The 12,550-nt window shown below is 69.0% G+C and carries 16 protein-coding genes; 8 read left to right on the top strand and 8 right to left on the bottom strand.

The features are described 5' to 3' along the window. Positions 1-24 precede the first annotated feature (24 nt). The gene (locus G9C85_RS02160) at positions 25-312 is read right to left on the bottom strand and encodes a DNA-directed RNA polymerase subunit L (RefSeq protein ID WP_166036518.1); all 288 of its coding nucleotides are present in this window, start codon (positions 310-312) and stop codon (positions 25-27) included. 140 nt (positions 313-452) lie between these two features. Here G9C85_RS02160 and G9C85_RS02155 point away from each other — a divergent pair, with 140 nt between their 5' ends. Continuing rightward, on the top strand, positions 453-1,259 hold the full coding sequence (locus G9C85_RS02155; protein ID WP_166036517.1) for a winged helix-turn-helix domain-containing protein: 807 nt from the start codon (positions 453-455) through the stop codon (positions 1,257-1,259). Positions 1,260-1,458: 199 nt separating this feature from the next. On the opposite strand, the gene dph2 is transcribed toward G9C85_RS02155, so the two are convergent. Together dph2 and G9C85_RS02145 are read right to left on the bottom strand one after the other, a co-directional pair. Then, on the bottom strand, positions 1,459-2,505 hold the full coding sequence (gene dph2 / locus G9C85_RS02150; protein WP_166036516.1) for a diphthamide biosynthesis enzyme Dph2: 1,047 nt from the start codon (positions 2,503-2,505) through the stop codon (positions 1,459-1,461). Positions 2,506-2,531: 26 nt separating this feature from the next. Further along, positions 2,532-3,086, bottom strand: coding sequence for a hypothetical protein (locus G9C85_RS02145; RefSeq protein ID WP_166036515.1), 555 nt, complete (start codon positions 3,084-3,086; stop codon positions 2,532-2,534). 306 nt (positions 3,087-3,392) lie between these two features. Here G9C85_RS02145 and G9C85_RS02140 point away from each other — a divergent pair, with 306 nt between their 5' ends. From G9C85_RS02140 to G9C85_RS02125, 4 genes are all read left to right on the top strand, one after another. Beyond that, positions 3,393-3,788 carry a YlbF family regulator gene (locus G9C85_RS02140; protein ID WP_166036514.1) on the top strand — a complete coding sequence of 132 codons (396 nt, stop codon included), beginning with the start codon at positions 3,393-3,395 and terminating at the stop codon, positions 3,786-3,788. Between the two features lie 86 nt (positions 3,789-3,874). Next, complete coding sequence (gene tpiA / locus G9C85_RS02135; RefSeq protein WP_166036513.1) at positions 3,875-4,519, top strand: triose-phosphate isomerase; 645 nt, start codon at positions 3,875-3,877, stop codon at positions 4,517-4,519. 61 nt (positions 4,520-4,580) lie between these two features. Then, on the top strand, positions 4,581-5,078 hold the full coding sequence (locus G9C85_RS02130) for an HNH endonuclease (protein WP_166036512.1): 498 nt from the start codon (positions 4,581-4,583) through the stop codon (positions 5,076-5,078). Positions 5,079-5,162: 84 nt separating this feature from the next. Next, positions 5,163-5,780, top strand: coding sequence for a toll/interleukin-1 receptor domain-containing protein (locus G9C85_RS02125; protein WP_166036511.1), 618 nt, complete (start codon positions 5,163-5,165; stop codon positions 5,778-5,780). A 42-nt stretch (positions 5,781-5,822) separates the two neighbouring features. Here G9C85_RS02125 and G9C85_RS18765 read toward each other — a convergent pair whose 3' ends face one another. From G9C85_RS18765 to dgoD, 5 genes are all read right to left on the bottom strand, one after another. After that, positions 5,823-6,743 carry a J domain-containing protein gene (locus G9C85_RS18765; protein ID WP_166036510.1) on the bottom strand — a complete coding sequence of 307 codons (921 nt, stop codon included), beginning with the start codon at positions 6,741-6,743 and terminating at the stop codon, positions 5,823-5,825. A gap of 76 nt (positions 6,744-6,819) precedes the next feature. Next, on the bottom strand, positions 6,820-7,797 hold the full coding sequence (gene corA, locus G9C85_RS02115; RefSeq protein WP_166036509.1) for a magnesium/cobalt transporter CorA: 978 nt from the start codon (positions 7,795-7,797) through the stop codon (positions 6,820-6,822). Further along, on the bottom strand, positions 7,794-7,961 hold the full coding sequence (locus G9C85_RS02110) for a hypothetical protein (RefSeq protein WP_166036508.1): 168 nt from the start codon (positions 7,959-7,961) through the stop codon (positions 7,794-7,796). The genes corA and G9C85_RS02110 overlap by 4 nt, the downstream gene beginning before the upstream one ends. A gap of 91 nt (positions 7,962-8,052) precedes the next feature. Continuing rightward, on the bottom strand, positions 8,053-8,874 hold the full coding sequence (locus G9C85_RS02105) for an SDR family NAD(P)-dependent oxidoreductase (RefSeq protein ID WP_166036507.1): 822 nt from the start codon (positions 8,872-8,874) through the stop codon (positions 8,053-8,055). After that, positions 8,868-10,016: a galactonate dehydratase gene (dgoD, locus tag G9C85_RS02100; protein ID WP_166036506.1), complete on the bottom strand. Its 1,149-nt coding sequence runs from the start codon at positions 10,014-10,016 to the stop codon at positions 8,868-8,870. Before dgoD ends, G9C85_RS02105 begins: the two co-directional genes overlap by 7 nt. Before the next feature lie 122 nt (positions 10,017-10,138). Here dgoD and G9C85_RS02095 point away from each other — a divergent pair, with 122 nt between their 5' ends. From G9C85_RS02095 to G9C85_RS02085, 3 genes are all read left to right on the top strand, one after another. Continuing rightward, the gene (locus G9C85_RS02095; protein WP_166036124.1) at positions 10,139-10,636 is read left to right on the top strand and encodes a hypothetical protein; all 498 of its coding nucleotides are present in this window, start codon (positions 10,139-10,141) and stop codon (positions 10,634-10,636) included. 104 nt (positions 10,637-10,740) lie between these two features. Continuing rightward, complete coding sequence (locus G9C85_RS02090; protein ID WP_166036505.1) at positions 10,741-11,226, top strand: YbaK/EbsC family protein; 486 nt, start codon at positions 10,741-10,743, stop codon at positions 11,224-11,226. Between the two features lie 141 nt (positions 11,227-11,367). Further along, positions 11,368-12,531 carry a hypothetical protein gene (locus G9C85_RS02085; protein ID WP_166036123.1) on the top strand — a complete coding sequence of 388 codons (1,164 nt, stop codon included), beginning with the start codon at positions 11,368-11,370 and terminating at the stop codon, positions 12,529-12,531. Positions 12,532-12,550: the final 19 nt, after the last annotated feature.

Below are 12,550 nucleotides of genomic sequence, written 5' to 3'. Positions count from 1 at the left end.
CGCAGAAGCGAAGAGAGCTCGTCCTCAGGCGGTCGCGTCGTCGAACGCGTCCGTGAGCGCGGTCGTCTTCTCGCGAATGGAGCCCGCGGCGGCCTCGAGCGCCTCCAGCGGGTCCGCGTCGCCCTCCGTCTTGACAGTCAGGATCGGTTCGGTCTGGCCACCGGACTGCTCGGGGTTCACGTCGTACGTCGCCGCGGCGACGTCCTCGGACTCGAGGAGCGTCCCCTTCAGGACGTTCATGAACGTGTGGTCCTCGCCCGCGATCTCGATGGAGAGCTCGTCGTCCGTGTTCTCGATGACCCGCAGTTCCATACACCCTCGTACCCACGACGCGCGTTTACAGGTTTCGGAACGCACCGCCGTTCGCCAGCGAGTCGGGCCCTCCGCGTAGTCGTCGACTCGACCGAGCCGTCGGCCGAACGTTTTTGCCCGGCCGGAGCGAACTGAATGCAATGACGACCGACGCGCTATCCTTCCTCGCAGACTCGCGGGTCCGCCCCCGCTTGCTCGCCGCACTCCGAGAGTACGAAGCCGCGAGACCGAGCGACCTCAGGGACGAACTCGGAGTGTCGAGAGCGACCGTCCACCGGAACCTCTCCGCGCTCTGCGAACGCGGCTGGGTACACCAGGGCGACGACGGCTACGCCGTCACCACCGCCGGCGTGCTCGTCCACGAGACGTTCGACGCGTTCCGCTCGGGCATGCAGACCGTCGAGACCTTCGAGGGTCTCCTCGAGGCGATCCCCGCCGACGGCGTCCCGCCGCTCCCCGTGCTCGCGACGGCGGACGTCGTCACGGCCACTCGAGACAAACCACACGCGCCCGTGATGCGGTACGTCGAGGAGCTCACCGCGAGCGACACGACGACCGTCCAGGGACTGACGCCGGTGCGGAGCGAGATGTTCGACCACGGCCACGAGGAGTTGCTCGATGCGGGCGTCGAGACGGAACTCCTCCTGCCAGTGGACGTCCTCGAACGCCAGCGCGACGAGGGTGGCGAAGAACTTCAGACGGCAATCGCTCGCGACGGCTTCTCCGTGTACGCACTCGAGGCCGACCCCGGGTTCGGGCTGACGGTGACGGAGGACCGAGCGTTCGTCGGCGGGTACGGACCGGACAATCAGTTGGTCGCGCTCGCGGTGTCGACCGACGACTCGTTCGTGTCGTGGGCAGCCGACACGTTCGAGTCGCTCCGGTCGAACGCGAACCGCGTTTCGGGTCGGGGGGCGGAGGTAGAGTCGTCCGTTCGACCCGATTGAGACGGCTATCAGGGCGGATTCCAGCGTCGGGACCCCGGCCGTGACGCGGGGGCAATGCGTCCTGGCCGGCGGCGTCTAGACCAAAGAGGGGATGCTGGAAGTATGTACGCCCCGAGACGTGTAACACCCCCTGCAACAGTCGTGGTGGGGGGTTGCGTCGACGACCGCGGAACGGCCCCAGCCGTCGCGGTCTCGGCGACTACCAGGTGCCGTGGAACGTGTCGAAGGATAGCTCCTCGAGTGGCTCGTTGCCGACCGCGATCTCGTACTCGCCGGGCGTGAGCATCGGCTTGTGGAACTGCGGGCCGTCGTCGGTCGTGATGCGCGGACAGCCCGTGTTCACGAACGCGTCCATGTCGAAGTTCCGCAGCCGGTCCGGCGTCACTTCGTCCATGGTGATGAGGTACGCGTCGTCGTTCTCGTCGATGATCTTCTCGGCCTGGTCGAAGCGTCCCTGGCCGATCTTCGTGCAGAAGATGACGCCCCACTTCTCGGCGTCCATCGCCCGATGCACTGCGCCGTAGCGCTGCTTGAGGAATTTCTCCGTGTCCGCGACGGTCACGACGTTGTTCACGGGGTCGGCGATGACGACCGTCTTGTCGGGGTGTTCCATCGCCAGCCCGAGCGGGTGGAACTTCCCGCCGCCGACGTAGAGGATCTGGTCCGCGTCGACGTCCGCGCTCGCGTAATTGCAGCCCAGGACCTGTCCCTCGTGCGTGAGTCGGTCGTCGCCGCGACGCACGTGGACGTCGTACCCGCGGTCCTCGAGCCACGCGCGCATGTCGTCGAAGAGGTTCATGTGCTGGGCGGTCGTCACGAGCCCGACGTCGGGGTCGTCGTCGGGGTCCGCGAGCTCGTCGAGGGACTCCTCCATGATCGGTTCGACGTCGACGTTGGAGAACAGCGGGACGTAGATGATCTTCTCGGACTCCTTCATCGGCGAGTGCCCGAAGTGCACGAACACGTCCGTGCGACGCATGAGGAACGTGTCGAGGTCGCACGCGCCGTAACACGGCTGCCCGGAGAGCATGATCGTGACGTCGTCGGGGACGAGCGCGCGCAGGTCGTCCGCGACCGCCGGCCCACGTCGCTTCAGGCCCTCGGGGAACTGGAGCCCGACCTTCTTCGCGTCCCGTTCCTCTATCGCCTCGACGATCCGGTCGAGTTCGTAGTCCCACTCGCGGTCGTGCTTGAGGGACATACCCGTGTTCCGGAGGTCGCCCTCCGAATACGAATCCTGACTCATTGCACCGTCGTAACCGGCACGGACGGTTAACTCGTGCGGTTCCCGGAGTCGTCGAGGTTCGTGGCGGTGACGGCGCGGAACGCGGCCGCCCAGTCGCTCGCGGAGAACCCGGACTGGACGTCGCGTGCGTCGCGAGCGAGTCCGGCGACGCGTTCGGCGAGCGCTTGCGATCCGTGGTCGCTCGTCGCGGCCGCGGCGGCGACCGCGGAGAACTCCGCGACGCGCTCCGTGTACGTCGCCCGTTCGACGGCGCTGTCGACGGCGTCGCCGACCACCGTCGGCGTACAGCCGACGGGGAGTCGCTCGTCGGGGACGGCGTCCACGTCGATGTCGTCGGCTGCGAGGAGGACGTTCGGGCGGACGACCCCGGGCGGCGTCGTCGCGTCGAGGACGAGGCTCGGCACTTGCCCGGGGTAGTCACCGACGAGGACGGCGTCCGCACCCCGGATCGCGTCGACGGCGCGGATGCCGTCGTCCGCGGTCCTGACGTCGTGGTCGCGCTCCGCGAGTACGTCTTCGATTCGCTGCCGGCGCTCCGTCGGCGGCATGGCAACGAGGACCGTCCCGTCGTGTTCCCCCATCCTATGGATTTCCCGTAACGGCTACCCGTATTCAATTGCGTCTTCCGTTCAGTCGGTTCATGCACCGTTCAAACCGTTCAATCGGCGGTTGAACCGGCTACAACCGGAGAATCCGGTCACCGTGCTGTGCCAATACATCCCAGGGAGGGGAGTCGTTCGGCGGTCGCCGTCTGGGACGGGACGGGTCTCGTCGGTCCAGCCGGCCGTTGTAGTCGAGCGATGCCCTGGACCCGGGCGTAGCGCCTGTGGGTCGCAGCGAGTCGCCCGTTCCGGCAGGTTGAAACGCGTCCGGTCCAAGACTCGAGTATGAGCGTAGAGACCGACCACGAGTCGTCGACGACCGAGAGCGTGGAGGCGCTCGGGCGGGAACTCGGCGCGGCCATCACGGAACTCCCCGAGTACGAGCGCTTCGAGGAGGCAAAGGCCGCGGTCGAGGCCAGCGAGGAAGCCCAGTCGAAGATCGACGAGTTCGAGGACATCCGTCAGGAGTTCATGCTCGCGCGCCAGACCGGCGAGGCGACGCAGGCGGACCTCCAGAAGGTCCAGGCCGCCCAGTCGGAACTCCACGAGATCCCCGTGATGGCGGAGTACCTGGAGGCCCAGAACGAACTGGACGCTCGCCTGGAGGCGGTGAACGAAGCGATCAGCGACCAGCTCGTCGTCGACTTCGGCGAGGAAGCCGGCGGCTGCTGTCAGGACTGACCGCGCCCGGGACGGTCGGCCGCTCGGACAAGGTCGAGTTCGCCGAACTCCAAAGGTACTTTTCGCTGCCCGCCGCCGGTTGGAGTATGTTCGTTCTCGTGAACCTGAAGGCGTACCCGTGTGACCACCTCGAAGTCGCTCGTGCCGCGGCGTCGGTCGCCGACGACACCGGCGTCCGCGTCGGCGTGGCGCCCCAGACCGCGCACCTGTCCGCGGTCGCGGACACCGGCGTGGAGACGTGGGCCCAGCACGTGTCGCCGAACGAGCACGGGAGTCACACCGGAAGTGCGCTCGCGGAAGCGGTCGCTGACGCGGGCGCGACGGGGACGCTCCTGAACCACAGCGAGAATCGACTGAAGCTCGCGGACGTCGACGGCTCCGTGCGCGCCGCCGAGCGCGCCGGTCTAGAGACGTGCGTCTGCGCGAACAACCCGCGACAGATCGGCGCGGCGGCGGCGCTCGGCCCGGACGCAGTCGCGGTCGAGCCACCGGAACTCATCGGGTCGGGAACGCCCGTGAGTCAGGCCGACCCGGACGTCGTCACGGGCGCCGTCGAGGCGGCTGCGGCGGTCGACGAGAGCGTCGACGTCTACTGTGGCGCCGGCATCTCCACCGGCGAGGACGTGACGTCCGCGAACGACCTCGGTGCGACGGGCGTCCTGCTCGCGAGCGGCGTCGCCAAGGCCGACGACCCCGAAGCGGCCCTCCGCGACCTCGTCTCCGGCACGTAACGAGATATTTCCACATCTTTCGTAGAAAAAATTAAGCCACTCGGGTGCGTTCGTTCGGTCGATGGAGACCCAGGACGTTCTGTCTCGACTCAAGCGGGCGACCACCGAATGCGTTCCGAGTGCGCGTCGTGGCCGGGGCACTACCGCGAACGGGTCGCTCGTCCGCGGCGAGTGCTGTCACAACTGCGGCGCGGACAGTCTCTCTGCGGTCGTCCGTCGACGACTCGTGCCGGACGAACCCGAAACTGACCGGAACCGGGTCTCGCTCTGCGAGCCCTGTCACGCCGACGCCCCGACGGCCGACGACGCGGGTGGCGACGACGCACCCCACCAGTCGACGTCCCATCGACGATGCACGCATGCCACGACTGCGGTCGACGCCGAAGCGATCCACGAGCGCGACGACCGACGCTGTCGGGGCTGTGGCGTCCGGGAACGCATCGTCGTCGGCGACGACCTCCACCTCCACGCCGTCGTCCCCCTCTCCGAGAGCGGCTACCGGCACGCCCGCAACTACGTCAGCCTCTGCCCGACGTGTCACCGGAAACTCCACGCGTGAACGATCGAGCGTCGACGCCGACTCGTCGGCGAGCGACAGACGCGCGAGAACAGACCTATTAGGCCCCGCCCCAATTCGGAGACCATGCTGAACGAGACCGTCTACGTCACGCACGGTCCCGCGGACCTCTCGCTCGCCCAGGACCTGTTCTCGACGGTCCGGAACTTCCCGTTCACCGTCCACGTCGCCATGGAGGAGCTGGAGTCCGGTCGCGCCCGGAGCGAACTCGAGGGCCGGATCGCGAACGCGGACGTCGTCGTGGCGCTGTTCACCGAGGACGGCGCGACCGATCCGTGGCTGAACCAGGAGGTCGGGTACGCGGTCGCGAAGGGCGTCCCCGTCCTCCCCGTCTACGAGGACCCGACGCTCCGCGGCGGGTACGTCGCGGACTCCGAGGGCGTGGAACTGGAGCGCGAGGACCTCCCCGTCACCGTCTTCAATCTCGTCTGTCGACTCCGCGCTGCGCTCGCACCGCTGGGCGCGCTCTCGGTCCCGAACTGGTTCCTGCGATTCCCCTGCAGCCTCGAGGGCTGCGACGGTACCGTCACGATCGAGATCGAGCGCAGCCAGAAGGAGCTCTGGCGGATGCACGAACACAACCAGCCGGTCCGCGAAGACTGCGGGACGTGCGGGTCGACGTACTTCTTCGACGCCGGCACGTTCGGGTTCCTCCACCGCGAAGACGGCGCGCTCCCCGAGTGACGGAGCGAGCGACGACCGGCCGGCCGTACCGGACGGGGACAGTCAATCTGTCAAGCGTTCGTACGCGCGCTGGACGCGCCGGAACGCCTCGCGGCTCCCGCCGTCGCTGTCCGGGTGGACCGCCTTGATCCGTGAGAGGTACGCGTCACGAACCACCGCTTCCGCTCGGCCGGGGTCGACGTCCAGTACGTCGTACGCCTCGGCGCGACGCATCCGGACGTCCCTGACGACGCCGTTCCGTCGTGCTCGATCCTTGCACGGCGGACAGAACTCCTCCACGCGGTCGTGGACCGTCACCACCTCGAACAGCTCGACGTCCACCCAGTCCCCGCACTGCTCGCAGATCGACGGCGACTCCACGAGCGCCGTCTCCGCGTCCTCCTCGATGGCGGACTCGGGGCGTGCCCCGGCGTTGGAGTCGCCGGTCGTCGAGTCGTCGCTTGCGGTCGAGCGCTGTGCGTCGGCGTCGTAGTCTGGTTCGTTCGTGGTCGTACGCGCCGCTGCGCGCGCGTACTTCGCGCACTCGTCGCAGCACGCGACGGTCGTCCCGTCGTCGAGCTCCAGCGCCACCATGTCGCTCACGTCGAACGGCTCCTCGCAGCCCGAGCACTCGCCGCGGTGGCCGTCCACGTCGGTCCGACGGGACATCGACGCCGCGTGCTCGCGGCAGTCCTCGCAGACCGCGACCGTCGACCCGTCGGGGAGCGACATCGTCTCGAACTCGTCGACGGCGTCCGTCGCACCGCAGCCCTCGCACTCGCCGCGCTGGCGAGCGACCGCGCCGGGTCTCTCGCCGTCGAGTTCGCCGGTCCCGAGTCCGTCGTCGGCGACCGATTCCGCGTGCTCGCGGCACTCCGGGCAACAGACGGCGTGCTCGTCGCCGGGGACCGACACCGCCGTCAGGTCCTCGACGGGGATGTCGCGACCACAGCCGTCACAGCCACGTCGGTCCACCACAGCCATCACCCACTAGTTGCGACCGACCCTACATTAGTTTTCAGTATCGAACCCCGGGGATTAAGCCGAGTCCAGTCGCGGGTCACAGCCAGCCCTCACGGCGGAAGTACGCCACCATCACTATCGTCACGCCAGCCATGCCGACGAGAACCGACGGGTAGCCGAACGTCCACGCGAGCTCGGGCATGTTGTACGGCGAGTCCGAGAAGTTCATCCCGTACACGCCGACGACGAACGTCAGCGGGAGGATGATCGTCGCGACCACCGTCAGTCGCTTCATCACCTCGTTCGTCGACATCGACAGCGAGTTCAGGTAGATGTCGCGTGCACCCGCGACGAGGTCGCGGTACGTCTCGACGAGCTCGACGAGCTGGATGACGTGGTCCTGGACGTCCCTGAAGTACTTCTCGGTGTCGTCGGTGACGAGTTCGACGTCGCCGCGCGCGAACGCCGCGAGCGCGTCCCGCGTCGGCCAGAGCAATCGCCGAGTGGCGAGGAGTTCCCGTCGGAGGCTGTTGATGTCCTCGAGGGTGTCGATGCCTGTGGCGCCGACGATCTCGTCCTCGACGGCCTCGATGTCGGACTCTATCTCGTCGAGCACGTCGAAGTACTCCTCGACGAGCGCGTCGAGGACGCGGTACGCGAGGAAGTCCGGGCCGCGCGACAGCAGCCGTTTCTCCTCGCGGGTTGCGGCGTCCCAGACGCGACCGACGGCGGAGAGCGTGCCCGTCGAGAGCGTGACGAGCCAGTCCGGGCCGAGGAAGACGCCGACGGTCTGATCGGAGAGCTCCTCTTCGAACGTCGTCTCGCCGCCGCGGAGTCGCGCGCTCTTGACGAGGAGGAACACGTGGTCGTCGAACTCCTCGACCTTCGGGCGGACGCCCCCGCGGACGTCCTCCAGTTCGAGGTCGTGGATGCCGAACGTCTCGCAGACGGACTGCATCTCCTCGGGCGTGCCGTCGGAGACGCGCACCCACGTCGTCCCGGTCGCTGCCTTCCCCGCTCCTACGTCGGCGTGCTCGTCCACGCCCTCGGGCGTGAGGACGTGCGTCTGGATCACGCCGTCTCACCGCCGGCACCGCCCGCGACGGCGGCGAGCGTGATGCCGACCATGACGCCGGTCAGCGAGAACGCACGGCCTGGGTACGGCGCGAGGACGCCGACGACGTAGCCGGTCACGCTGGCCGCGGTGAGTGCGACCCCGGCGGCGAACGTCCGATTCATGCCACTGTGGAGACACCCCGGCGAGAAAAACGTTGGCGCATCGCCCGCTCGGTCGTCGGCGCGTGCTCACCTCTTGGCCGTCGACGCGTGCTCAGTCCTCCGCGGCGTAGTCCGGGAGGGTGTCGTCCTGCATGACGACGGTGCGGCCGCCGTCGACGACGAGCGTCGACCCCGTGACGAACCCGGCGTCGTCGCTCGCGAGGAACGCGACGGCGGCGGCGACGTCGGCGGGTTCGCCGAGTCGGCCGACGGGGTGAGCGTTCTCGACGTCGCGCCGACGGTCGTCGGGGAGCTCCGCGGCGGTGCGGTCGACGAGCACCCACCCGGGGTTCACCGAGTTCACCCTGACCTGGGGGCCGAGGTCGAGCGCCATCGCTCGCGTCATCCCGTCGATGCCGGCCTTGACGGCGTTGTACGGGAAGTGGTCGGGCATCGTCGAGACGGCGTGGTTCGAGGAGACGTTCACGACCGCGTCCGGGTCGGCGCGCTCGACGGCGTGCTTGACGGTCAGCCAGTACGCGCGGAAGTCCGTCTCGACGACGTAGTTCCAGTCCTCGAGGGTCGCGTCGGTCGTGCTCGTATCGGTCTGGACGCCCGCGTTGTTGACGATGACGTCGACGCCGCCGAAGCGGTCGACGGTCGCGTCGACGAGCGCGGCGATAGCGTCGGGGTCGCGGAGGTCAGCCTGGACGAACGCGGCGTCGCCGGCGTCCTCGCGGTCGCGGACGTCGTCGACGACGGTCTCGCCGGCGTCGGCGTCCAGGCCGTTCACGACGACGTCCGCGCCCTCCGCGGCGAGCCGGTGGACGACGCCCTCGCCGATGCCCCTGGTGGAGCCGGTGACGAGCGCGGTCCGCCCCTCGAACCGGCGGCCGTCGCTTTCGAGGCCCGGAATCGGCGTCGGCGTCACCATTCTGCCACGCTCCCGTCCTCGTGCCGCCACACGGGATTGTGCCAGTCGACGCTTCCCGCGCGCGCCTCGACGACCTCGCGGTCGACCTCGATGCCGAGCCCCGGCCCCTCGGGTACGGGGAGGAAGCCGTCATCGAACGCGAACACGTCCGGGTCGGCGAGGTAGTCGAGGACGTCCGCGCCCTCGTTGTAGTGGATGTCGAGGCTCTGCTCCTGGATGAGCGCGTTGTGCGCGACCGCGTCGACCTGCACGCAGGACGCGAGCGCGATCGGCCCGAGCGGGCAGTGCGGGGCGAGCGCGACGTCGTGCGTCTCCGCCATCGCCGCGATCTTCGCGACTTCCGTGATGCCGCCGGCGTGACTCAGGTCCGGCTGTATCACGTCGACCGCACCCGTCTCCAATACGTTCCGGAAGTCCGAGCGCGTGTAGAGGCGTTCCCCGGTCGCGATCGGCGTCGACGTCTGGGCCTGTATCGCGGGGAGCGCGTCGAGGTGCTCGGGGAGCACGGGCTCCTCGACGAAGAACGGCTCGTGCTGTTCGAGTTCAGCTACGAGGCGCTTCGCCATCGGCTTCGACACGCGCCCGTGGAAGTCCACGGCGACGTCGACGTCCCGCCCGACGGCCTCCCGGACCGTCCGCAGTCGGTCGACGGCTGCGTCGACGGCGCTCGGCGAGTCGACGTGCCGGAGTTCAGCGGTTGCGTTCATTTTCAACGCGTCGTAGCCCGCGTCGACCTTCGTTGCCGCGGCGTCGGCGACGTCTGCCGGTCGATCGCCGCCGACCCACTGGTACACCTGGATCTTCTCGCGGACGGGCCCGCCGAGGAGCTCGTACACCGGGGCTTCGAAGTGCTTCCCGCGGACGTCCCAGAGTGCCTGGTCGATGCCCGCGATGGCCGACATGAGGACCGGTCCGCCGCGGTAGAACCCGCCGCGGTACATCGTCTGCCAGTGGTCCTCGACCGGGAGCGGGTCCGCGCCGAGCAGGTACGCGTTCATGAGCTCCTCGACGGCCGCGCGAACGGTGTGCGCGCGTCCCTCGACGACGGGTTCGCCCCACCCAACGACCCCGGTGTCGGTCTCCACGCGGAGGAACAGCCACCGCGGCGGAACCTCGTACAGGTCGTAGTCGACGATCTTCATGGCCCGGACTTCGCGCACGCCGCACTTGGCGTTGCCGGCGCCGGCACCGTTCCGGGACGGCGACCGTCGGACCACGGTGGGCCGTCGTCACGTTCAAGCCCCGGCGCGAGCGACGTGCTGGCGTGACCGAGGACGACGCCGACGACGCCGGCCGCGCCGTCGACCCCGACCGCGAGGCTGCCGACGACGCCGACGCCAGCGCGATTGCGGACGTGGTCGAGGTCCGCGTTCGCGAGGAGCACGCGGCGTTCCTGGACGCGGTCGCGACGGCGGGCCGCGTCACCGCGGCGGCCTGGGATGGGGCGACGGCGGACGACCGGCGCGCGGTCGTCGACCCCTTCGAGCGCGTACTCGCTGAGACGGGGACGCTCGACGCCGCGACCGTTGTCCTCGCGGACGCGGTCGACGCGGCCGGTGGCTCGCTACGAGCCGACCTCGTCCCGAAGCCGCCGTACGTCGTCGTCACCTCCCGCGGACTCGTCCTCCGTGCGACCACCGACGTCGGGCGCGTCGTCGTCGCCGTCGCCCCCTTCGCGGTGGAACGCGACCCGGTCCGGTACGCGCTCCGCGACGCCGACGCGGCCGACCTCCTGGACGTCCGCGTCCACGCGAAGGCCTGACCCACCGGCCAGCGACGTGGCGCTCGCGCCGCCGCCGGCGCGGTCCCGTCCGCAGTTCTGCCACTGCGCGAGCCTTTTTGAACCCTCGGCGAATTCGAGCGCTCATGCACGAGCGCGCCGCAGACTTCACGCAGCGAGCCACCGACGAGCACGGCCTCGACCTGGAGACGACGGAGTTCCCCGAAGGGACGAAGACCGCGGAGGACGCCGCGGCCGCGGTCGGCTGCGAGGTCGCGCAGATCGCGAGCAGCATCGTCCTCGTCGCCGGCGACCAGCCCGTGGTCGTCGTCACGAGCGGCGCGAACCGCGTGAGCTTCGCGAAGCTCGCCGCCGAACGCGGCGTCGACGAGAGCGACGTCCGAATGGGCGACGCCGACGAGGTCAGGAAAGCGACGGGGTACGCCATCGGTGGCGTCCCGCCGTTCTGCCACCACGGCGACGACGGCCCCGTCCCCACCTATCTCGACGAGACCCTCACCGAGTTCGACACCGTCTGGGCCGCCGCCGGCACCCCCGAGGCGGTGTTCCCCATCGATCCCGACGAGCTACGCGAGTGCGCAGACGCGGTCGTGCTCGACGTGGCGGAGTAGGGTCTCGACGTGTCGGAGTAATGTCTCGACGCCGCGGAATCGGATTGTCGTCGACCACCACGTCACGCTCGCGACGTGTCGAGAGTATCTGACGCGAAATGACATCTATTTACGTTCCGGGGGTCTCAGATACGACGGATAATGTCGGACGAGACGAAGATGACGAGACGGGTGCTGTTGGGGAGTACGGCTGCAGTGGCGACCGCACTCGCGGGGTGTGCGAGTGGCGAGGGAACCGCGACGACGATCGACACGGCGACTGACACGGAGACCGCGACCGAGACGGCGACGGCGACGGACACCGCGACCGCGACGGAGACCGAGACTCGGACGGAGGAGCCGACGACGCTCGAGAACTTCGCGTATCCCGACGGGGCGAGTCGGAGTGGCATCGTCGGGACGGAGCTCTTCGGGACGCATCGGTCCTCGATCGTCGACGCCGGTTCGGCGGCCCTCGGCGAGGACCGAGCGACCGATCGGGACGGACGCACGTCCTCCGCCGAGTTCGCGAACGCGTACAGCGCCGACGGGATCAGTCGGGTGAAGGAATCAGGCGACCTCACCGAGACGCTCTGGTCGGCGGCCAGCGAGGACGCCGGGTACGTGCAGATGGACACCGGGTTCGAGCAGGCGTACCGGATCGACAACGAGACGCCCGACCCCCAGGAGGTCCTTCGACTCTCGCAGTTCGAGGGCCTCCTCGTCGGGGGCGAGTGGGGCGAAGCGACGGGGCTCGCCGAGAGCGAGAACGGCGAGCACGCCGTCTCGTACGAGTCCACTGGCGTCGCGAACGAAGAGCGCCTGCTGTCTGTCTTCTTCGGCGAAGATGTGAGCGAGTTCGAGGCGAGGGTCTGGGTTTCCGAAGCCGGGTACGTAGACGAGGTCACGTACGACGTCACCGTCGAACGAGGCGATCGGACGGTCCAGCAGAAGTCGACGGTCACCGTCAGCGCACTCGGCGAGACGACCGTCGAGGAACCGGCCTGGGCCGGGACAGCCCGAGAGCGCGGTGTGCGGTTCAGTGCCGAGAGCACGGACGGGGGGCGACTCGTCGCACTGGAGCTGACCAACGGCGACGTGTCGAGCGGGGTCGCCGTCAACCTGTCCGCTCGCCGGTTCGCACGCGGAGAACTCGCAGAGACCCTGACGGAGGGCGACACCCTGTACATCGGGCTCTCCGAGAGCGGCGAGTTACTGAACGGCGTGAACGAGCAACCCAGCGGCTCGACGAACCTCGGCGACTTCGCGTTCGTCGCGCTCCGCGACGGCGACTTCCGGCTCTTCGAACAGGACGTCCAGCTCTGACCTCGAGAGAGTCACGGTG

The organism is Halorubellus sp. JP-L1, assembly GCF_011440375.1.
GTDB lineage: Archaea > Halobacteriota > Halobacteria > Halobacteriales > Natrialbaceae > Halorubellus.
Note: the sequence above shows the minus strand (reverse complement) of the source record. Positions and strands in the feature narration are given on the sequence as shown.